The organism is Nostoc sp. PA-18-2419, assembly GCF_005869855.1.
GTDB lineage: Bacteria > Cyanobacteriota > Cyanobacteriia > Cyanobacteriales > Nostocaceae > Nostoc.
Map to the genome: position 1 here is coordinate 81,532 of NZ_SZNH01000015.1, position 23,329 is coordinate 104,860.

Annotated in this window: 11 protein-coding genes; 7 read left to right on the forward strand and 4 right to left on the reverse strand. The window is 43.1% G+C overall.

Annotated features, from left to right (window positions below):
• The first annotated feature begins 30 nt into the window (after positions 1-30).
• Complete coding sequence (locus tag FCR06_RS16980; RefSeq protein WP_138501718.1) at positions 31-2,373, forward strand: glycoside hydrolase family 31 protein; 2,343 nt, start codon at positions 31-33, stop codon at positions 2,371-2,373.
• Between the two features lie 435 nt (positions 2,374-2,808).
• The gene (locus tag FCR06_RS16985) at positions 2,809-4,266 is read left to right on the forward strand and encodes an inorganic phosphate transporter (RefSeq protein ID WP_138501720.1); all 1,458 of its coding nucleotides are present in this window, start codon (positions 2,809-2,811) and stop codon (positions 4,264-4,266) included.
• Between the two features lie 102 nt (positions 4,267-4,368).
• Here FCR06_RS16985 and FCR06_RS16990 read toward each other — a convergent pair whose 3' ends face one another.
• The gene (locus tag FCR06_RS16990) at positions 4,369-5,451 is read right to left on the reverse strand and encodes a class I fructose-bisphosphate aldolase (RefSeq protein ID WP_138501722.1); all 1,083 of its coding nucleotides are present in this window, start codon (positions 5,449-5,451) and stop codon (positions 4,369-4,371) included.
• A gap of 243 nt (positions 5,452-5,694) precedes the next feature.
• On the opposite strand from FCR06_RS16990, the gene FCR06_RS16995 reads away from it, so the two are divergent.
• From FCR06_RS16995 to FCR06_RS17005, 3 genes are all read left to right on the forward strand, one after another.
• A complete protein-coding gene (locus FCR06_RS16995; protein ID WP_138501724.1) occupies positions 5,695-6,024 on the forward strand; it encodes a hypothetical protein in 330 nt (109 codons plus the stop codon).
• A gap of 710 nt (positions 6,025-6,734) precedes the next feature.
• Complete coding sequence (locus tag FCR06_RS17000; RefSeq protein WP_138501726.1) at positions 6,735-13,166, forward strand: HAMP domain-containing protein; 6,432 nt, start codon at positions 6,735-6,737, stop codon at positions 13,164-13,166.
• 221 nt (positions 13,167-13,387) lie between these two features.
• Positions 13,388-13,810, forward strand: a complete 423-nt coding sequence (locus tag FCR06_RS17005; protein ID WP_138501727.1) for a response regulator — start codon at positions 13,388-13,390, stop codon at positions 13,808-13,810.
• Between the two features lie 44 nt (positions 13,811-13,854).
• On the opposite strand, the gene FCR06_RS17010 is transcribed toward FCR06_RS17005, so the two are convergent.
• Entirely contained in the window at positions 13,855-18,078 is a 4,224-nt protein-coding gene (locus tag FCR06_RS17010) for a chemotaxis protein CheB (protein ID WP_138501730.1), read from the reverse strand.
• 646 nt (positions 18,079-18,724) lie between these two features.
• Here FCR06_RS17010 and FCR06_RS17015 point away from each other — a divergent pair.
• Together FCR06_RS17015 and FCR06_RS17020 are read left to right on the forward strand one after the other, a co-directional pair.
• Positions 18,725-19,465: a cytochrome c biogenesis protein CcdA gene (locus tag FCR06_RS17015; protein WP_138501732.1), complete on the forward strand. Its 741-nt coding sequence runs from the start codon at positions 18,725-18,727 to the stop codon at positions 19,463-19,465.
• 50 nt (positions 19,466-19,515) lie between these two features.
• On the forward strand, positions 19,516-20,916 hold the full coding sequence (locus FCR06_RS17020; protein ID WP_138501734.1) for a cytochrome c biogenesis protein: 1,401 nt from the start codon (positions 19,516-19,518) through the stop codon (positions 20,914-20,916).
• A 221-nt stretch (positions 20,917-21,137) separates the two neighbouring features.
• On the opposite strand, the gene FCR06_RS17025 is transcribed toward FCR06_RS17020, so the two are convergent.
• Complete coding sequence (locus tag FCR06_RS17025; protein WP_138501736.1) at positions 21,138-21,605, reverse strand: DUF3592 domain-containing protein; 468 nt, start codon at positions 21,603-21,605, stop codon at positions 21,138-21,140.
• A gap of 370 nt (positions 21,606-21,975) precedes the next feature.
• Entirely contained in the window at positions 21,976-23,184 is a 1,209-nt protein-coding gene (locus tag FCR06_RS17030; protein WP_138501738.1) for a tetratricopeptide repeat protein, read from the reverse strand.
• Positions 23,185-23,329 lie beyond the last annotated feature (145 nt).

The following is a 23,329-nucleotide window of genomic DNA, read 5'->3' on the forward strand; positions in this document are numbered from 1 at the left end:
GGGAAAGTAGTTATCTTTTAATCAGGGATTATGCCGCAATACTTTGGACAACTGCACACAACTGAGCCGTCTTGGTCAATGCTGGGAGCAGTAGAAGCAATACAACAAGATGAGCGGCATATTATCTTAAAATGCGGCATTCCCTGTGTGAAGATTAGTGTCTTAGCACCAAACTTAATTCGGGTACGGATGACCCCAACAGGAGAATTTTTACCCAGGCGCTCCTGGGCAGTGGCACAGGCGGATGAAGAATGGTCAAAAGTACCGTTTGAGGTACAAGAAAAAGCAGAGACTATAGAAATTACAACCGAACAAATATCTATTGTTGTCTCGCGCGACCCTTGTCGTATCCAGTGCTTCGACTCAGCCGGACAGCCCTTTGCTGAAGATGCAGACATAGGAATGGGGTGGCGGACTGGTACTATTGCTGGGTGGAAACGGATAGAAACTGAGGAACATTTCTATGGTTTTGGCGAATCTACTGGTTTGCTCGATCAGCGCTCAAAAGTGAGAACCAATTGGACAACTGATGCGCTTGATTATGGGGTCTTGACAGATAATATGTATCAGTCGATTCCCTTTTTTATCGCCCTACGTCCGGGATTGGGCTACGGACTTTTTTTTAATACTACTTTTTGGAGCAGATTCGATCTGGGCGCACAGCAGCCTGGAGTCTGGCGGATGGAAACTCAAGCAAGTGAACTTGATTACTACATTATTTATGGGCCTGAACCTGCAAAAATTCTTCATACTTACACCCAGCTAACCGGACGGATGCCCTTACCACCTAGATGGTCATTAGGTTACCACCAGTGTCGCTGGAGTTACGAATCACAAGATATAGTACACAAACTGGCGCGTGAATTTCGTCAACGGCAAATTCCCTGTGATGTGATTCATTTAGATATTGACTACATGAACGGCTACCGGGTTTTTACCTGGAATCATAAGCGATTTGCTAACCCTGAAGAACTAATCCAAAATCTCAAGCAAGACGGCTTTAAACTAGTCACAATTGTCGATCCGGGAGTGAAGTACGAACCAGAAGCAGATTACAAAGTATTTGATGAGGGATTAAAGAACGATTATTTTATCCGTGAAACCAATGGCCAGCTATTTCACGGCTATGTTTGGCCTGACAAAGCTGTATTTCCTGATTATCTACAACCAGAAGTTCGAGATTGGTGGGGAAGTTTACTAAGCAGCCTAACTGACATTGGTATTGCTGGCATCTGGAACGACATGAATGAACCTGCGCTAAACGATCGCCCATTTGGTGACCCTGGTGACAAAATTGTCTTTCCTCTGGATGCACTACAAGGGCCGACTGACGAAAAAACCACCCATGCTGAAACCCATAACCTGTATGGGCTAATGATGGCACAGGCATCTTATCAGGCACTTGAAAGATACCGTCCCACAGAGCGCTCTTTTTTGTTGACACGTTCCGGATTTGCTGGCGTTCAGCGTTGGTCAGCAGTATGGACAGGAGACAATCAATCTCTGTGGCAATACTTAGAAATGTCTATACCAATGCTCTGTAATTTGGGGTTGTCGGGCATTGCCTTTGTGGGTGCAGATATTGGGGGATTTGCGGGGAATGCGACAGCAGAACTGTTTGCTCGCTGGATGCAGCTAGGAATGCTTTACCCTTTGATGCGGGGACACTCAGCCTTAACTACAGCACAGCATGAACCCTGGACATTTGGCGATCGCGTTGAAAAAATTTGCCGCGAGTATATTCAACTCCGTTACCAACTACTGCCCTACATTTACACCCTTTTTTGGGAAGCCGCAACCACTGGCGCACCAATTGTGCGTCCTCTGCTCTATCATTTTCCCAATGACCCAAAGACTTTCACCCTCGCAGACCAACTAATGTTGGGTTCATCATTACTAGCAGCACCAATTTATCGTCCCGGTGTTGAATATCGTGCTGTATATTTGCCTGAAGGTCAGTGGTATGACTGGTGGAGTGGTGAAGCTTTTACAGGGCCAACCAACATCCTTGCTCACGCACCACTTGAGCAAATGCCATTATATGTGCGTGCTGGCTCTATTATTCCCATGATACCAGTCATGCAATATGTAGATGAACGCCCCATAGACCAGATGAGGCTAAGGATTTGGCAGGGTATAGGTGAATTTACCCTTTATGAAGATGACGGTCATACTTTTGAATATAAAACAGGAGCCTTTTGCACAACAACTTATCGCGTTAATTCACAAAAGCAACGAACTATTGTTGAAATTGCAACAAGAGAAGGAGAGTTTTCACCTACAAGGCGTGAAATCATTGTGGAATTAGTCGGTGTTGACGAACAAAGCTTTGTTGATGATGGCAGCGCACATCAATTAGAATTTTCTACTTAGCTCTACTTATTGGATTAATGTTTTTGATACAGATAATATTCCTTTAGTGCATTCATTCTCTTCTATTCGAGAATGCAATTTTAGCGATCGCATTTAGATCCGCTTAATCTATTGTTTATCATTACTTATTTATTTCTTAACTTAATCAGCTTAATTTTCAATTGTAACCAATACCCATCTCGATATGGTAGACGCGATCGCAGAGTCTATTTACTTAGACCTCGTTGCTAGTTATTTGTCTACCAATAAACTTATTCCTTGCCTGAAAGCGCAAGCTAGTTTTAACTGACTGGATATATATTTCAGTGAGTTTGAAAGGACTTCAGTTTTGAGTCTTGACTGAAGTTCAAAGCTTACTGGGCGTGAGGTGCAAAGTTTTTTGAATATAACTTGTTTTTCTCAAATTGCATTCTTGTATTTTACTGGAAGTGCTAAATGGAATACTTATTTCTAGGTTTATCGCTGGGTCTTGCACTCAGTTTTGAATTTGTCAATGGTTTTCATGATACAGCCAATGCAGTTGCTACAGTCATTTACACTAACACACTCAAGCCCAACGTCGCCGTCATTTGGTCAGGCTGTTGGAACCTAATTGGTGTATTGACATCAACTGGAGCCGTTGCTTTTGGGATTATTGCCTTGCTTCCCGTAGAATTGGTAATTAATGTTGGCTCAAGTGCAGGTTTCGCAATGGTGTTTGCACTTTTGATTTCCGCAATCATGTGGAATTTGGGAACTTGGTATTTAGGCTTACCTGCATCGAGTTCACACACACTAATTGGCTCAATCATGGGTGTTGGTTTAGCAAACTCAGTGTTGTCTTCGGGTCATGTATTTGGTGAAGGCGTTAACTGGTCAAAAGTGCAGGAAGTTTTTACATCTCTGTTAATTTCGCCGATTGTTGGATTTACTTGCGCTGCATTGCTGTTAATACTGACAAAGATATTAATCAAACGACCAGAGTTGTACCGTGCGCCAGATGGTGGTAAAGCACCGCCAGCTTGGATACGTGGTTTATTAATTTTGACATGTACTGGTGTCAGCTTTGCCCACGGTTCAAATGATGGGCAAAAAGGTATGGGTTTGATTATGCTGATTCTGGTAGGTATTTTACCAGGTATGTTTGCACTCAATCTCAATACTGATGCTGCGGCGATCGCTCAGTTAACTGCTACTTCAAACTCTGCGATTACAGTGCTGCAACAACAAGTGTCTGGAACATCGTTAAATAGCCAAAATGTTTCAGACGAGCTTTCCAATTTTCTCAAGCCCACTGGTGAAGCTAACGATAAAACATTTGCAGCCCTTGCTGCCGAAAGTCGGACAATTGGAGACAAGCTTGCTAATAAAACTAATTTCCAGCAGCTTTCAAAGAATGAGCTAAGCTCACTCAGAACCGATATGTATTTAGTTGCTGGAACAATTACCAAACTGTACAAGGAGGAAAAATTAACCGCTCAAACCAGACAGGTACTTACCACTTATAAAACACAGTTGGATCGAGTAACCAAGTTTATTCCCAATTGGGTGAAATTTGCTGTTGCCATTGCCTTGGGTCTGGGCACAATGATTGGTTGGAAGCGTATCGTGGTGACAGTGGGTGAAAAAATTGGTAAAGACCACCTTACCTATGCTCAAGGAGCTTCCGCCGAATTGGTGGCTATGACAACTATTGGCGCTGCTGATTACTTTGGTCTACCAGTCAGCACTACTCACGTCCTCTCATCTGGTATAGCAGGGACAATGGCGGCGAACCATTCTGGTTTGCAAATGGACACCCTAAGAAATCTGTTACTAGCATGGGTGCTAACACTGCCTGTTTGCGTAATCCTTGGTTCTGCCACATACGCTGGAGGCTTGTATTTAGTCTTAAATATTCTGGGTTTGAAGTAGAAAATTGGAGTGTGTGGGGGGTGTGGGGGGTGTGGGGGTGTGGGGAGTGTGGGGGAAAGATTTCTTGCCCATCTCGCCATCTTCCCATCCTCCCACACTCCCCTAAGCTATCGTCACATCTGGCGATAAATAAACATCTTGAATGGCGCGAAATAGTTTCACACCTTCTTCAAAGGGACGCTGGAATGTTTTGCGTCCAGAAATTAATCCCGAACCGCCAGCGCGTTTGTTAATGATGGCGGTGCGAACTGCTTCGGCGAAGTCATTTTTGCCCGTAGCGCCACCGGAATTAATCAGTCCGACGCGTCCAGAGTAGCAATTGAGTACTTGGTAACGAGTTAAATCAATTGGATGATCGGTTGTTAATTCTGTGTAAACCCGTTCGTCGGTTTTGCCGTAACTCTTACCTGTCGCTTTGACAACGGCTCCATAACCATTGTTATTTTCAGGTAACTTTTGTTTAATGATGTCGGCTTCAATGGTTACGCCTAAATGATTCGCTTGCCCGGTGAGGTCGGCTGCAAGGTGGTAATCTTTATCTTGTTTAAAAGCGTTATTCCGCAGATAGCACCAGAGAATAGTTGCCATCCCTAATTCATGGGCGCGTTTAAAAGCTTGGCTGATTTCGTGAATTTGCCTGGTAGAGTGGTCTGAGCCGAAATAAATTGTTGCACCAACGGCAGCCGCACCTAAATTCCAAGCTTGTTCGACATCAGCAAACAATACCTGGTCAAATTGATTGGGGAAAGTCAGCAATTCATTGTGATTGATTTTGACAATAAAGGGAATCTTATGGGCATATTTTCGTGATACGATACCCAATACTCCCAAAGTCGTAGCAACAGCATTACATTCTGCGGCGATCGCTAACTTGACAATATTTTCGGCGTCAAAGTAAATTGGATTGGGCGCAAATGATGCAGCAGCCGAATGTTCAATTCCTTGGTCTACTGGCAGAATAGACAGATAGCCCGTGTTTGCCAAACGACCAGTAGAATAGAGTAACTGAAGATTACGCAATACTTGAGGATTGCGATCGCTATTAATCCAGATTCGCTCTACAAAATCTGGCCCTGGCAAATGTAATAAATCCTTAGAAACCTTTGCTTTGTAGGTAAGCAGGTCTTCTGCCTCTTTACCTAGCAATGACTCGATAGAATTAGCCTCTATGAGCGTTGTAGTCATAGCGTTTTCCTTAATATTTGAGCAAATGACCTTGTTTTTAAGATAGCATTTTAGTTAAAATTCAGAATTTTTGAATATACCTGTCTGAATAGTTAAAGAATTAGAAAAATATTTGATAATTCAAGATAGCGATCGGACTATAGCAATTTTATTTGAATTGGGAAAAATATTAGTGATGGATGTTAACCATCATCAGTCAACAATTAATTGTGCTAAAAATCATTCAGAGAATAAATAAATACCATGAGTAAATTTCAAATCAATATCGACTTCAGCAATATAGATTTAGCTGCCCTAGATACAGAAGAAGATTTTCAAAGAGAGGCAAAAATATTACTACCAAAGGCACTGGTTAAACTAGGTGAAAGTGTTGGCGAAAAAACATGGGAAGAATTACAGCAAGGACTTAAAGGATCTGGAGGTAAACTCAAATCTTCTCAAAGTGAGAAGCGTAGGTTTATTCAAGAAACAGCAAGAACTTATCAACGAAATGCCAGTAATAGAGAAAAGCAAGAGTTAGAGGTATATATAGTAGAGCAATTACGCCAGTACAAGCAGGAAAGTTCTAGGTAATTAAGATTCAGATTTGATTTGTGAAATTGCAAGTTGTAGATCCCCGACTTGTTACCAGAAGCAGGGGATCTTGTTTCTTACATCTGCTTGAGACTATGAAAATTAAAACTGAAAATTCAAACCTTTGCAGCTAATATTATCTGATTTATCACAAAGGCTTAAGTTTTTCTTGCAAATGTTTAATACTTTGCCACAAATGCTATCCCATATATAAGAAACTCTTAAGTCTTTCTGAGAAATCTATAAGCCGTTGCCACAAATGCTATTCCATGTGTGAGAAAGGCTTAAGTCTTTCTGAGAAATGTATAAACCATTGCCACAAATGTTTAATACTTTGGCACAAATGCTATGCCATATATTAAGAAAGGCTTAAATCATTGCAGTAATTGTTGTAATGAATTTTGCTGTATGTTCTCCTGTGCGATGCTGTACTCGCCCAGGTTAAGCATTACAGACAATTGATGCTGCATAACAGAGTTCAACTAGCTATCATTAGCTAAGTGGTATGCCAGATACATCTACGGCAATACCATTTAGTTAGCAGTCTTTTTCAACTGCTTACACTTGCACTCATAAAAATTTATTTAGTTTACTCGACTTTCTATTCTCTACTCTCTATTTTGATACGCATTACCTAAAAGTACTCTAAGTAAGTATCGGGTACAAAAAATACAAAAAATTTCTCAAGAATCAAGATTAAGGATAAGGCTATGACAACCGAACACCTAACTAAAGACAGCGACAATCTAGATTTAAATCAGCTACTTAAAACGCTGACGGCTGTCAAGCATGGTGACTTCTCGGCTCGGATGCCCATAGACCATACTGGTGTGGCTGGAAAAATAGCCGACACGCTCAACGATATAATCGACCAAAATCAGCGGATGACGAGGGAGTTACAGCGAATTGGTAACGTTGTCGGCAAAGAAGGCAAGATTGCCGATCGCGCCTTTTTAGGAGATGTTCGCGGTTCGTGGTCAGATTGTGTAGCTTCTGTCAATAGTTTAATTACAGATTTAGTTCAACCAACAGCAGCAACAACTCGCGTGATTCGGGCTGTGGCTAACGGCGACTTATCGCAAACCATCGCCACAGAAATTGATGGTACACCGTTGCAAGGTGAGTTTCTCCAAACTGCCAATATTGTGAACACGATGGTAGATCGGCTCGGTTCCTTTGCCTCGGAAGTGACGCGGGTTGCCCGTGAGGTGGGCACTGAAGGTAAACTCGGCTCTCAAGCCGAGGTGCGCGGTGTGGCTGGCACTTGGAAGGATTTGACTGACAATGTTAACTTGATGGCAGGAAATCTCACTGGGCAAGTCCGCAATATTGCTGAAGTTGCCACTGCGATCGCTAATGGTGACCTCTCTAAAAAAATTACTGTGGATGTGAAAGGCGAAATTTTGGAGTTGAAAAACACCGTTAACACAATGGTGGATCAGCTCAATTCCTTTGCATCAGAAGTAACAAGAGTTGCTCGTGAGGTGGGAACTGAAGGGAAGTTGGGCGTCCAAGCCGAAGTTAAAGGAGTGGCTGGTACTTGGAAGGATCTCACCGATAACGTGAATTTAATGGCAGGAAACCTCACCGCCCAAGTGCGTAACATTGCGGAAGTCACAACGGCAGTGGCAAATGGCGACTTGTCGAAGAAAATCACTGTGAATGTCAAAGGCGAAATTTTAGAGTTGAAAAACACCGTTAACATCATGGTGGATCAACTTAACTCCTTTGCATCGGAAGTAACAAGAGTTGCCCGTGAAGTGGGTGCAGAAGGAAAACTCGGCGGTCAAGCAGAAGTTCGGGGGGTAGCGGGTACCTGGAAGGATTTGACTGACAGCGTAAATTTCATGGCGGGAAGCTTGACGGCACAGGTGCGGAACATTGCGGAAGTGACGACAGCAGTAGCAAATGGCGACCTTTCCAAGAAAATCACAGTTGATGTGAAGGGGGAAATTCTGGAGTTGAAAAATACCATCAACACGATGGTGGATCAACTCAATTCCTTTGCTAGTGAAGTWACAAGAGTTGCCCGTGAGGTGGGAACCGAAGGAAAACTCGGCGTGCAAGCAGAAGTCCGGGGAGTGGCGGGGACTTGGAAAGACTTGACGGATAACGTTAACTTAATGGCGGGTAATCTCACCGGACAAGTGCGAAATATCGCCGAAGTTGCCACTGCGATCGCTAGCGGTGACCTCTCGAAGAAAATCACCGTTGATGTGAGAGGTGAAATTCTGGAACTGAAGAACACCATCAATATCATGGTGGATCAACTGAGTTCCTTTGCATCGGAAGTGACGCGGGTTGCTAGGGAAGTAGGTTCTGAAGGTAAACTCGGCGTACAAGCAGATGTTAAGGGTGTGGCTGGCACTTGGAAAGATTTAACTGACAGCGTGAACTTCATGGCGGGAAGTTTAACGGCACAGGTGCGAAATATTGCCGATGTGACTACAGCTGTGGCAAATGGTGACCTTTCTAAGAAAATCACTGTGGATGTGAAAGGCGAAATTTTAGAGTTAAAAAACACTATTAATACAATGGTGGATCAACTCAGTTCCTTTGCCTCAGAAGTAACAAGAGTTGCGCGGGAAGTGGGAACCGAAGGGAAATTGGGCGTGCAAGCAGAAGTCCGGGGAGTGGCTGGCACTTGGAAAGACTTAACCGACAATGTAAACTCAATGGCGGGAAATTTAACCGACCAAGTGCGAAATATTGCCGAAGTTGCAACTGCGATCGCCAACGGTGACCTCTCGAAGAAAATTACTGTGGCTGTCAAAGGGGAAATTTTGGAGTTGAAAAACACCATCAATATCATGGTGGATCAACTCAACTCGTTTGCCAGTGAAGTGACGCGGGTTGCCAGGGAAGTAGGTTCTGAAGGGAAGCTGGGTGTACAAGCAGATGTGCGTGGTGTAGCTGGCACTTGGAAGGACTTGACGGACAGCGTGAACTTCATGGCGGGAAGCTTAACGGCACAGGTGCGAAACATCGCTGCGGTGACAACGGCTGTGGCAAATGGCGACCTCTCAAAGAAAATTTCCGTGGATGTCAAAGGTGAAATTTTGGAGTTGAAAAACACCGTTAACACAATGGTGGATCAGCTTAATTCCTTTGCATCGGAAGTAACGCGGGTAGCGCGGGAGGTGGGAACCGAAGGCAAGTTGGGCGTCCAAGCAGAAGTTAAAGGTGTAGCCGGAACTTGGAAGGACTTGACGGACAGCGTAAACTTCATGGCGGGAAGCTTAACGGCGCAGGTGCGGAATATTGCCGAAGTGACGACGGCGGTGGCAAACGGCGACCTTTCTAAAAAAATCACCGTCGATGTGAAAGGCGAAATTCTGGAATTGAAGAATACCATCAACACAATGGTGGATCAACTGAATTCTTTTGCATCGGAAGTAACGCGGGTTGCCAGGGAGGTGGGAACCGAAGGAAAGTTGGGCGTGCAAGCTTATGTTAGAGGAGTTGCTGGTACCTGGAAAGATTTAACCGATAACGTCAACTCAATGGCGGGGAACCTCACCGGACAAGTCCGCAACATTGCCGAAGTCACCAAGGCGGTAGCTAACGGTGACCTCTCAAAGAAAATTACCGTCGATGCCAAAGGCGAAATTTTGGACTTGAAGAACACCACCAATACAATGGTGGATCAACTCAGTTCCTTTGCATCGGAAGTAACGCGGGTGGCGCGGGAAGTAGGAACCGAAGGCAAGTTGGGCGGACAAGCCCAAGTCCAAGGTGTTGCCGGTACCTGGAAAGATTTGACCGACAATGTAAACTCGATGGCGGGGAACTTAACGGCACAGGTGCGGGGAATTGCTAGAGTTGTCACCGCAGTTGCGAATGGCGACTTGAAACGCAAACTGATGCTAGACGCCAAAGGTGAAATTGAAACCTTGGCAGAAACAATCAACGAGATGATTGATACCCTAGCCACCTTTGCCAATCAGGTGACTACAGTGGCGCGGGAAGTGGGAATTGAAGGAAAATTAGGCGGACAAGCCAGAGTACCTGGGGCGGCTGGGACTTGGAAAGATTTGACCGATAACGTTAACGAACTCGCTGCTACACTGACAACCCAGTTGCGAGCGATCGCCGAAGTTGCTACAGCTGTAACTAAAGGTGATTTAACTCGTTCCATTGCCGTGGAAGCACTAGGAGAAGTTGCCATCCTCAAAGACAACATCAACCAGATGATTGCCAATCTGCGAGAAACAACGCAGAAAAACACCGAACAAGACTGGTTGAAAACTAACCTGGCTAAATTTACCCGAATGCTCCAAGGTCAGCGAGACTTGGAAACCGTATCCAAATTAATTCTCTCAGAACTCGCACCTTTGGTAGGAGCGCAACATGGTCTATTCTACTTGATGGACTCTGGGGAAAATACGCTGTATTTGAAATTAATTAGTAGCTACGCCTATCGGGAACGCAAACATCTAGCCAACCGCTTCCACATGGGTGAAGGTTTGGTGGGACAATGCGCTTTAGAAAAAGAGCGAATTCTGCTCACCCAAGTGCCGAACGACTACATCAAAATTGGCTCTGGTTTAGGAGAAGCTACGCCTTTGAATGCCGTAGTCTTACCCGTACTGTTTGAAGGACAAGTGACAGCAGTCATCGAATTAGCATCCTTCCGCCGCTTTAGCGAAATTCACCTGACATTCTTCGACCAACTTACTGAAAGTATAGCGATCGTTCTCAACACGATCGCCGCTTCCATGCGAACTGAAGAATTACTCAAGCAGTCGCAATCTTTAGCCGAAGAACTACAAACCCAGCAAAGCGAACTCCGAGAAACCAACAAACGCTTAGAACAACAAGCCCAATCACTCAAAGCCTCGGAAGATTTACTCAGAGGACAGCAAGACGAACTGCAACAAACCAACGCTGAATTAGAAGAAAAGGCAGAATTACTGGCTCAGCAAAAGAAAGAAGTTGAGCGTAAAAATCAGGAAATCGAACTAGCAAGAACATCTTTAGAAGAAAAAGCCGCACAACTCGCCCTCTCCTCAAAATACAAATCAGAGTTTCTGGCCAACATGTCCCATGAATTGCGGACACCCCTTAATAGTTTGTTAATTTTGGCCAAGCTATTAACAGATAACATCGAAGGCAACCTCAGCAAAAAACAAGTCGAATACAGCCAGACAATTTACTCAGCAGGTACAGATTTGTTGGGGTTGATTAATGACATTCTCGATCTCGCCAAAATTGAATCTGGAACCATGTCAATTGAAATGACTCAAATGCTGTTAGCAGAGTTAGGCGAACAAATTGAGCGCACCTTCCGGCAAATAGCCAACAGCAAAGGACTTGGTTTCGCAATTGAATTTCTGCCGGAATTGCCACTCAGCATTTATACAGATGTCAAACGCTTACAACAAGTATTGAAAAATCTCCTCTCCAATGCCTTTAAATTCACAGAAAAAGGAGAAGTGCGGTTGAGGATTGCAGTGGTGACCCAAGGATGGAGTTCCCACCACGAAACCTTAAATCGCGCCCAGATGGTAATCGCTTTCTCTGTCAGCGACACGGGTATCGGTATTGCTGTGGACAAACAAAGAGTCATCTTCGAGGCATTTCAGCAAGCCGATGGCTCTACCAGTCGCAAATATGGGGGTACCGGATTGGGCTTATCAATTAGCCGCGAAATTGCCCACTTGTTTGGTGGCGAAATCAAACTAATCAGTCAACCCGGTCAAGGTAGCACCTTTACATTCTATTTACCACAAGGGGAAGAACACGGGGACACGACGACACTCTTACGCTCTGATGCACAGAAAATATTTGCGCGATTCTCCGCCTCACCCGGAACCCTAAGAGCCAACGGATTCGGCACTGACGCTCTGTTGCTATCGCAAGCGACACAAACACCTACGACTGCAACACCGTATCTGCCCCTTGCTGGGTCTTCTTCATCTCCTCACTCAGTACTAATAAATGACGATCGCACTACAATCGCCATTGGCGATCGCGTATTATTAATTGTCGAAGATGATATTAACTTTGCACGCATCCTTCTAGAGATGGCGCAACAGCACGGATTCAAGGTGATCACTGCCCAAACTGGCACTACAGGCTTGATGCTAGCCCAGCAATTTCTCCCTTCAGCCATTTTGCTAGATATCAGATTGCCAGAAATGGATGGTTGGACGGTATTAGATCGTCTCAAACACGACCCAAATACCCGTCACATTCCCGTACACATCATGACTGTTGAAGAAGGCAGACAGCGCGGTTTACAATTAGGAGCGATCGCATATCTGCAAAAACCATTAACCAGTGACACAATATCGCAAGCGTTGAACAAAATAAAAGGTTTCGTCGAACGCCAAGTAAAAAATTTACTGGTAGTGGAAGACGACGACACCCAACGCCATAGCATTGTCGAGTTAATTGGCGACACCGATGTTGCTACTACAGCTGTGGATACAGGTGCAGCAGCCTTAGAGGCCATCCGCAACCAGCATTTTGATTGTCTCGTCCTCGATTTAGGACTACCAGACATGACCGGATTTGAACTAATCGAGCAAATCAAACTTTTACCGAACGGCAAAGCTTTGCCAATAATTGTCTACACAGGTAGAGAAATTAGCAAAGCTCAAGAAACTGAACTCAGACGAATTGCAGAGACAATCATTATCAAAGATGTCCGATCCCCCGAACGCCTCCTCGATGAAACAGCATTGTTCTTACACCGAGTCCAAGCAAATTTGCCAGAACCCAAGCGACAAATTCTCGAACAACTCCATTCTCGAGACCACTTGCTCGTCGGCAAAAAAGCGCTAATTGTAGACGACGATATGCGGAATATATTCGCCCTTACAAGTATGTTAGAGCGTTATCAAATCCAGGTATTATATGCTGAAAACGGCAGAGAAGGAATTACTTTGTTAGAAACTACACCAGATATTGATATTGTTTTAATGGACATCATGATGCCAGAAATGGACGGTTACGAAACAACACGTCAAATTCGCCAAAACAATCACTTTCAATCCTTGCCGATTATCGCCCTCACCGCCAAAGCCATGCAAGGCGATCGCGATAAATGCATTGAAGCTGGCGCATCAGATTACATTACTAAACCCGTAGATACCGAACAATTGCTTTCACTATTACGTGTTTGGTTATACCGATAAAACAAACTGAGTAATGGGTAATAGGTAATTGGTATATCTTCAATTACCAATTTCACTCATCCTGATGATAAAATAAATTTTTACCTTCAGTACATGTTGCGATCACTTTTTTGTAGTTTAATAAGCTAAGAGATGGATTATTAAGCTATTCAAAAAACTAGTAACTAAAAAACTAGTAATTTTTTATACCAGGCTAAAGAACTGCTTTGCAGTCAGAAATAATGACCAAGAAATCACTATCTCTCCAAGGACTGCGGTTACTCGTTATTGATGATGACCCTGATACGAGGAAGATACTTACTATTTTATTTAAATTAGAGGGGGCAGAAGTTATTGCAGTTGCCTCAGCCCCGGAAGCTTTGGAAGCAGTTTCATATCTTCAACCTGACATTTTAATCTGTGATATTTGTTTACCAGGTGAAGACGGCTACTCACTGCTGGAGAAAGTTAGAAAAATAAATAAACAACAAACATACTCAGAAATTCCAGCTATTGCGATGACAGCTTTTGTTGACGAGCAAGACTCAACCAGTGCATTGTTAGCAGGTTTTCAAAGTCATATATATAAACCAATTGACTTGAAAGAGTTAGTTTGTGTAGTTACTCATTTAATTGATGCAAGCAGTAATAACAGCTCAAATTGAGACATTGAATACAGTTAAAATATAGCCCCCTGCCCCCTGCTATATTAACTTTCTCTATTTCGTTCGCTCAAAGAAGCAACTACAGATATTAACCTAATCGGGTCAACGGGTTTGGGCAAATGCACTTGGAAACCTGCACTCAGAGCCTCTGTAGGCTCGTTTTCTCCAGCATGGGCGGTCAGTGCTACGGCTGGAATTTGTCCTCCTTGTGCAACACTCAGTGCCCTCAGCTGGCGAATCAGTGTATAACCGTCTTCATTTGGCATAGTAATATCAGACAAAAGTACGTCATAGCCACCTGGATTTGCCATCAGCGTTGATAATGCTTGACTTGCAGACGCGACTGCCGTTACTTCAACTCCATAGAGTTCGAGCAGTGTAATCAGAAACTCGCGTACATATAGTTCATCATCCACCACAAGTATACGTACACCATCGAGCGATCGCATATTATCATCTGAGGCTGCTAACTGTCCTAAGCCCAAGAACCGTGTAGCATTCAGCACAATACTTTCTTCCAGGTTGGCTGGCAGGGGTAATTTGACGATAAATGTTGCCCCTTGTCCCTCACCTGGGCTGCGGGCTTCAACTGTACCATCGTGGAGTTCCACCAAATGACGCACAATCGTCAGCCCTAGTCCCACTCCAGTATTTGACCGGGTTCTACCACTATCTGCCTGACCGAAGCGATCAAAAACATGGGGGAGAAAGTCGGCGGTGATACCTTGACCTGTATCGCTGATTTGAATTTCAGCTTGTTCGTGAATGTATTCTAATAAAACTTCAATTTTGCCGCCGCTGGGGGTGAATTTAATCGCATTAGAAAGTAAATTCCAAATAACTTGTTGTAAGCGAATTGCATCACCAAAAATTCTTCTGCTAGAAGGCTCAAGCCGAGATGCAATTTGAATATTTTTAGACTCTGCTGCTAAACGCAGTAGATTGATGGCTGACTCAACCACAAGGGTAAGTTCAATCAGTTCGAGGTTCAGACGCAGCCTACCTGAGGTGATGCGCGAGATGTCTAAGAGATCCTCAATCAACCGGGCTTGAACTTTGGTACTGTGTTCGATCGCTTCTAGCCCCTGATTAATGGTATCTTGATCTAGCTGATGTGTCCGTAGCAGTTGCGCCCACCCCAGCATGGCATTCAACGGGTTTCGCAGTTCGTGGGAAAGCATGGATAAAAACTCATCCTTGGCGCGATTGGCACTCTCAGCCGCAGTTCGGGCTAACTGTTCTTGAGTCAATAAATGAGCGCGTTCTGCTTCCCACTGTTTGAGGTGGGTAATATCTTCAATTGCCAAGAGAATCAACTCTGTATTCTCGTCTACTTTAGGCATTTTCCGGGCATTGAGCCGCATAATTTTCTGCCCGATGAGTTCAAAGTTATGCTCAATCTCAAAATCTTGAATTGAGTTGTTGTTTGCGAGAATCTGTTTTAAAAGCGATCGCAATTGGGGAATATTCCACTGCCCATTGCCAATCTCAAAAATCGAGTGGTCTCGTATTTCGGCTGCTACAACTTGGAATGTATTATGGAAAGATAAATTGGCAAGGACTACACGTAAATCCGCATTTAGCACCACTAGCGATTCTCGCACAGTTTCTACAATCGCTTTAGCGTAATCCCCAGATGCTTTGAGCAGATTGACGCTGCGTTTGAGAGCATCAATGTCAACTAACACGACCACAGCACCGTCAATTTTATTATCTATTGTCCGGTAGGGTCGGATTCGCAGGTCATACCAATGACCCTCTCGGTCTTCAACTTCCTGAACTTTGAGGTTAAGGGTATTAATTACTTGTAAGATTTGTTCTTCTAAGTCGGGGAGATTGAGATTGTGGTTGATGTCACTCAGCGGTCGCCCGACATCGGTGGGAATCAGGTTGAAGATTGTCCCGGCTATTGGTGTAAAGCGGCGAATCCGCAAATCACCTCCTAACATTAGGATCGGAATATTGATACTACTGAGTAGATTTTGTAAATCATTGCCGACCTGAGTAGATTCAAGATTCCGCCGTTGCAGTTCATCGTTAATCGTGTTCAGTTCTTCATTAGTTGCTTGAATTTCTTCTTTGGCGGTTTCCAGTTCTTCGTTGGTACTTTGCAATTCTTCGTTACTGGAGAGGATCTCTTCGTTGGCAGCTCTCAAGTCTTGATTAGTAGCTTGCTGTTCCTCAATAATTGATTGTAGATGTTCTTTGGTGGTTGCCAACTCTTGTTTTAGTTGGTTAGTTTCTTGCTGTTTGCGGTTTTGTTGCTGCCTAGACTGGACGCGAACATCTTCAGTTGCTTGTGAGACAGGCGTTGCTGATAAAGGAATCTCATGAAACAGAACTAAAAAGTAGTTTTCGCTGACTTTGCTAGCTTTGAAGGGAATGATATCAATATTAACCTGCCTAATTTGATCATCATGTGTATAATTTAAACCTTCCTTCACCACCCGCTCTTGCCGTTTTTTTGCCTGATGAATTGCAGTGCGTAACTCTAATCGCAACTCCTCTTTTGCCATCTTCAGTAAATTAAAGCTTGGTCTGCCAGGTGCGGGTTGTAAATACAAACTGGTTTGTCCCCTAAATTGGAGAATTTCCAAATCGCCGTTGATAATTACACCGACCGGAGCATATTCATTTAACACAATCCGGTCAGCTTCTCGATCTATTTCTAACTCGTTCCAAAGCTGTTCATTGACTACAGGTTGGGGGGTGGCAATTTCTAGCTGATAGGTGTTAGCAATCAGATCGATTCCCACTCGAGTCGAGGCTGTTTTCCAGGAATAAATTTTGTACTTTCTCTCTACTAAATTAAACAATTCAGTAAATTCACCCACTGTCTCAGAAGTACCTAACATTAAATAGCCAGTTGGCTTGAGACCATAGTGAAACCGGGGTAGGAGCTTCTTTTGAAGTGAGTTTCCTAAATAAATCAACACATTGCGACAAGTAATCAAATMCAACCGAGAAAAAGGTGGGTCAGTAATCAGGTTTTGTCTGGCAAAGACGCACAACTCGCGCACTGACTTACTAACTTGGTAACCCCCCTTTACCTGGATAAAGAAGCGCTGTAGACGTTGTTGAGAGACATCTGCTAACTGGCTAGGCTTGTAAATCCCATTACGTGCTTTCTCTATCGCCACTTCATTAATATCTGTAGCAAAAATCTGCACGGGGGGATTAATTCTCAGACCTGTTAAATATTCCAGTAGACAAATAGCAATCGAGTAAGCTTCTTCACCGGTTGAACATCCTGCTACCCAGATCCGCAAAGGTGAATCTGGGGTTCGACCTTTGACAATATTAGGAAATACCCTAGTTTTTAAAGCCTCAAAAGCTTCGGAATCTCGGAAAAAACAAGTCACGGAGATTAGCACATCTTGATATAAGGCATTCACTTCTCCACGATTTTCTTGAAGATAGCGAACGTAATCTTCTAGCCTTTCAAGTTTGTATAAAATCATCCGGCGTAAGATCCGCCGCCTGAGTGTGGTTTGTTTGTAGTGAGAAAAGTCAACTCCTGTATGATTTCGTAGTAGAGTGAAAATGCTAGAAAGAGCATCCCCTTCTTCAGGTAATGGCTCAGTTGGTTCTACTCGGGTTTTACTAGCTACGTAAAGATGATGACTAATTTTTATTAGTTCTTCAGCGATCGCTTCTGGGGGTAAGATAAAGTCTACATAACCAGAAGCGATCGCCGTGTTCGGCATACTACTGAATTTTGCTGTTTCTTCACACTGGGCAAAGGTAATGCCCCCAGTCCCTTTGATAACTTCCAGTCCCCGTGTGCCATCTCCGTCACCCCCCGATAATACCACTGCGATCGCTTTGCTTCCCCGCTCCTCTGCTAAGGAAACAAAGAAAGCATCGACTGTCATAAAATGACCCCGCGTCTTCGGGCGTGGGGAAAGTTTCAGCACTCCCTCAGAAATAGTCATCTTGGCATTGGGCGGAATCACGTACACCTGATTTGGTTGCACCACCGTACCATCTTCTACCTCAGATACAGGCATCTGAGTTGTCCGAGAGAGAATTTCGCTCAACAAGCTTTTTTCATTCGGGCTTAAGTGTTGAATCAGTACAAATGCCATGCCTGTATCGCTTGGCAAATGACTCAGTAATCGTGTAAATGCTTCCAATCCACCAGCAGAAGCTCCCATTGCGACAATTGGAAATAATTCCTCTTGATTTTCTTGTTCTTGTTCACTATTGCTAGCTTGCCCTGTAGTGGAATTAGATTCAGACTTTTTAGAAGACCGCCGCAGTGCCATATTGTCTACTAAATAAATAGTTTGAGGTGCTTCGCTTTTGATACAAAGGAACTATATTTTATTTTGACAAGTTTCACAAAGCTTTAACTAAATAGGGGTTAAATTATACCTATATTAATAAAAATATTGTATTTCAAAAGAAAGATTTTTGAGGTTAAGAGCTGATTTTATCCGGTTAAAATACTCATTGACCATTATCAAAGGTGGATTCATCCGGTTCAAAAACTGATTAATAAAGTTCTATTTACTGCCTCCTGCCAAAACTTTAAATCTCGGTAATATTGAATTTTTGAGTCCCCCATAAGTTTTGTCAGGGACTTTCAGAAAATAAATTATCCAATTTCATGCCCATCAAAACGACTTTCTCTCCTCCTGTGCTCCCTGCTCCCCTGCTCCCCTGCCCTCAGGGCGGGGACTTTCAGAAAATAAATTATCCAATTTCATGCCCATCAAAACGACTTTCTCTCCCCTTGCTCCCTGCTCCCCTGCCCTCAGGGCGTTCGCGTAGCGTCCCGCAGGGATCGAATACTTTTTTAATTGGAAGTCTCTTAAATTATCCCTACACCTCCCTCTCCCTCTGAGACAAAACAGGTAAACCTAAGCTAAAATTCAAGCAGAGTAAGCATCTCACGCTTAGGAACACTTCATGTTTGAGACCCTAGAAACTCGACTTTATCAATTAGAACAATTTGCCAACTCCCTTGTTTCTCAACAACTGACGCATATTAGCGTCTTGAGTATTGGGATTATCTTTGTAGCTGGCTTACTCACCAGCCTTACGCCTTGTATGCTTTCCATGCTGCCAATTACCATTGGTTACATCGGTGGTTATGAAGCAAAAAGCCGCTTCCAGGGTGCTGCACAATCAACTTGGTTTGCTTTGGGATTAGCAACTACACTGGCAGGACTGGGTATAATAGCAGGTTTGGTAGGAAAAGTCTACGGTCAAGTGGGAATTGGTTTACCAATCATTGTTAGCATCATCGCTATTCTCATGGGACTAAACTTATTGGAAGCCCTACCTCTGCAATTTCCATCCTTGAACGAAACAAATTGGATTTCCCCAGATTTACCAGCAGGATTGCGTTCCTATTTGCTGGGGCTGACTTTCGGTTTAGTTGCATCTCCTTGTAGCACGCCTGTTTTAGCTAGCTTGCTGGGTTGGATTGCCAATACAAAAGACTTAATTTTAGGCGCTGTTTTACTACTTTCCTATACAGCTGGTTATGTAGCACCATTGATTTTAGCGGGTACTTTTACTGCTTCAATCAAAAAGTTGCTAGAATTGCGTCGCTGGTCAGGTTGGATTAACCCAGTTAGCGGGGCATTATTAGTAGGATTCGGGGTGTTTTCTTTAATTTCTCGAATTCCTGTTGGTAGTTTTTAACAAAGAAATCAGAAGTCTGAATATTGTATATTAATTATCCCATGTGAGTAATGACTTTAGAAGATTCCACTTCCCCAAAAATCAGTTGGTGGGCTGTACCTGGGCAATATTTCCGCCGAGAGTTTTTGCCTATATTAACAGATTTACGACTGGCGATCGTTTTACTATTATTGATTGCAATTTTTAGTGCTACTGGTACTGTAATTGAGCAAGGGCAGTCACCTGTATTTTACCAAGCTAACTATCCAGAACATCCGGCATTATTTGGTTTCTTAACTTGGAAAGTAATTCAAGTAGTTGGCTTAGACCATGTATATCGGACTTGGTGGTTTTTAGCATTACTCATTTTATTTGGCACTAGCTTAACGGCCTGTTCTTTTAGCCGTCAGTTACCAGCCCTAAAAGCAGCCCAACGCTGGAAATATTACGAAGAACCACGGCAATTTAAAAAACTAGCTTTAAGTGCAGAATTAGATACTGGTTCTCTTAATTCTCTTAATCAGATATTGCAAAATCACCGCTATAAAATTTTTTCCGATCCAGAAAAAGAAAATCTGTTATACGCCCGTAAGGGAATAATCGGACGCATTGGCCCAATTATTGTGCATATTGGCATTGTGACTATTCTGCTTGGGGGAATTTGGGGAGCAATGACTGGATTTATGGCCCAGGAAATGGTTGCCAGTGGCGATACATTTCAGGTGAAAAATATTATAGATGCTGGCCCTTTAGCAGTACGCCAAGTGCCAAAAGATTGGTCTGTACGAGTTAATCGTTTTTGGATTGATTACACTCCAACTGGAAGTATTAATCAATTTTATTCAGATTTATCTGTCCTAAATAATCAGGGAGAGGAAGTTGACCGCAAAAATATTTTTGTCAACCAACCTCTGCGTTATCATGGCGTAACTTTTTACCAAACTGATTGGGGAATTGCAGCTGTTCGCGTCCAATTTAATAACAGCCCAGTTTTTCAGCTACCAATGGTCAAGTTAAATACTAACGGTCAAGGTGCAATTTGGGGAAGCTGGATTCCGACTAAACCAGATTTGAGTCAAGGTGTTTCCGTGTTAGCCAAAGACTTGCAAGGAATGGTATTAATTTATGATGTCAAAGGCAAACTAATTAATACTATACGCACTGGCATGTCTGCCGAAGTCAATGGCGTGAAGTTGAAAATAATTGATGTAATTGGTAGTACCGGCTTACAAATCAAAGCCGATCCGGGTATACCAATTGTTTATTCGGGATTTGCTTTACTGATGTTGGGTGTGGTGATGAGTTACTTTTCCCACTCGCAGATTTGGGCATTACAAAAAGGCGATCGCTTATATGTCGGTGGTAAAACTAATCGCGCCCAAGTCGCTTTTGAACAAGAGATTTTAGAAATTTTAGATCGACTGAGTTCACAGCCAAAGAATGAGGATAAAGCAATGCCAATTGAAGTTTAATTGTGATTTCTCATTAGTCATTTGTCGTTAACTTCGTTGCTATTAACGTATGTCCAAAGCGAGTGCAACGAAGTGGAAACAAGCAATCATATAGAACTCATGTTTGATTTCTGAAATACACTTAGGGTGCGTTACGCTACACCATAACACACCCTACAGATACTCTTGAAAGCCTAGATGTTAGGAATAGTAATGTTTTACCTCCTGCCCCCTGCCCTCTGCTAAAGCGCCCTCTTAGGATTCATCAAAGCCGGAAACAACTTAACTAATACAATTCCTCCAACTAAAGCAAAAATCGAGCCTAAGCCGATAAATATTAAGGGCAATAACCATAAACTAAGCCAAGAGTTAATCTTTGCAGAACCTGGCTTGTCAGGACGGTATAAAACTTCTACTTGGTCGCCTCTAGTATATCCTGGTGGGTCGCTACCTGAATTTGATTCAAAAACTCTTGGTTCACCAGCATGAGTAGTAAATTGCACTATTGGATAGTAGGCATAAGAATAATGGMCATCACTGTCAACTGATGAATGTTCTACTAAATCAATGACTGTCCCTTGTGCTGGAATTGCCTTGGCGATATAAGAACGAGTATTCATGCCAATAATTATGCCTATAACAGCAAATATGCTGCCAACACCACCAAAGATTGAACCAAATAGAAGCAGGAATTTTGTATCTTCTTTCATAGGATGTTAAAAAGTTTGGTATAGCTAGTAGTCTGTGCTGATTTGTATAGCAGGAGGCAGGGGGCAGGAGGTAAAACTATTACTATTCCTAGAATTCATCCTTTCAAAATGTCCTAAAGGGTGTGACTACGGCTATAGTTTTGATTTCAATTTTTAGAGGTTATTTATCAAGTAAAAATATAATTTTTGTAGGGTGCGCTAGGCTAAAACCGTCACACACCCTACTTAAGGTTTACTTTATAATTGGTTTCCATAAGTCGATGGTTTTAGATTAAAAAACAATCGGGGAAAACTAGGGGAGACGATTTAGGAGTTAGAAGTTATTCTCAAAAATTCTCTTGTCTCCCCACACTCCCCACACTCCCTTCTCCTACATCACTCCCATCTCTTGCAACCCCTGACGTAGTCTTTTGGCTTCTTGGGGATTGTGCCTTTCGTGAAGGGCGATCGCTCTTTTAAAAGCTGTTAAACTTTCTTGATGATTGCCAGCTTTGAGCAAAACTACGCCTAAATTTTGATACGCTTCGGCATAGTAGGGATTTAAGACGATCGCATTTTGATAACAAGCGATCGCATCTGTAAGTAAACCCAAAGCTTTAAATGTCATCCCCAGGTTATAATATCCTGGCACAAAACTCGGATCGATTTTCAAAGCTGCGATGTAAGCAGTTTTCGCACCATTGAAATCTCCTGCTGCTTTGAGCAAGTTACCCAAATTGTTGTATGCTCCTAGTTTGAGCATGGGATAAATTGGTAATTTAATTCCAGCTTGATAATGATAAATCGCCTGTGGATAATTTTTTAAGCGATTGTAGGCAATGCCTAGATGATAGTGGAGTTCGTACAAAATATCGTAATTTTCTTCCCCAGCTGCGTGAGTTTCACTGATGTGCTGTAGTCCTCGTCTGAGTAACTCCATTCCTTGGGGAATTTTGCCAGTTTGCACATACAATGCCCCTAATTTACTGCAAACATAAGGGTCATGAGGATGAGTAGCGAGAAATCCCTCCATCGCGGTGGCGGCTTTGGCATATTTGTTATTTTGAGCGATCGCACTTTTTTGATATCCTACGTGAAGAATTGCCACTCCTGGTAAATAACCTACCTGCCAATGGGGTTCTTTAGTTAAAATTGCTGACACGCTATCATCGACTAAGGCATGGTAAGGACGGTCAAAGCGAATATCTGGATGATTGCGGAATAATCTCGAAACCAGAGAATAGGGAGATTGTTCTGCGCCAACTTCCTGGCGGACAAGGTTGAGTAACAGGTATTCATCCCTGGCGATCGTGTCTCGCAATAACGGTACAATTCCTGGTGTGAGAGTTTCATCAGCATCTAACACCAAAATCCAATCACCAGTTACATATTTTAAAGCTGCATTGCGGGCGGCACTAAAGTCATCGCACCATTTAAAATGATGCACTTTTGCTCCAAACTGTTGGGCAACATCAGCAGTGCGATCGATTGAGCCTGTATCCAACACTACCATTTCATCTACCACTTTGTTCACACTGCTTAGGCATTTAGGCAATGTTGCTGCTTCGTTTTTCACAATCATGCACAGACTCAAACTCATAAGCCAATCGTTATTTAATTTACTGCTTGAAAAATAGGAAGTGTGGGGAGAATAACTCTTAAATCCTCACTTTTAACTCACCACCTAGCACTTTATTATGTGCAAAAATCAAGATTAATAAAATTACTGAGTAATTAATTCTAGG

What these genes read in the sequence shown, in the direction of transcription:
- FCR06_RS17005 (WP_138501727.1), top strand. Translation starts at nt 13,388, where the DNA reads ATGACCAAGAAATCACTATCTCTCCAAGGACTGCGGTTACTCGTTATT.
- FCR06_RS16995 (WP_138501724.1), top strand. Translation starts at nt 5,695, where the DNA reads ATGAGTAAATTTCAAATCAATATCGACTTCAGCAATATAGATTTAGCT.
- FCR06_RS16985 (WP_138501720.1), top strand. Translation starts at nt 2,809, where the DNA reads ATGGAATACTTATTTCTAGGTTTATCGCTGGGTCTTGCACTCAGTTTT.
- FCR06_RS17030 (WP_138501738.1), bottom strand. Translation starts at nt 23,184, where the DNA reads ATGAGTTTGAGTCTGTGCATGATTGTGAAAAACGAAGCAGCAACATTG.
- FCR06_RS17015 (WP_138501732.1), top strand. Translation starts at nt 18,725, where the DNA reads ATGTTTGAGACCCTAGAAACTCGACTTTATCAATTAGAACAATTTGCC.
- FCR06_RS16980 (WP_138501718.1), top strand. Translation starts at nt 31, where the DNA reads ATGCCGCAATACTTTGGACAACTGCACACAACTGAGCCGTCTTGGTCA.
- FCR06_RS16990 (WP_138501722.1), bottom strand. Translation starts at nt 5,451, where the DNA reads ATGACTACAACGCTCATAGAGGCTAATTCTATCGAGTCATTGCTAGGT.
- FCR06_RS17020 (WP_138501734.1), top strand. Translation starts at nt 19,516, where the DNA reads ATGACTTTAGAAGATTCCACTTCCCCAAAAATCAGTTGGTGGGCTGTA.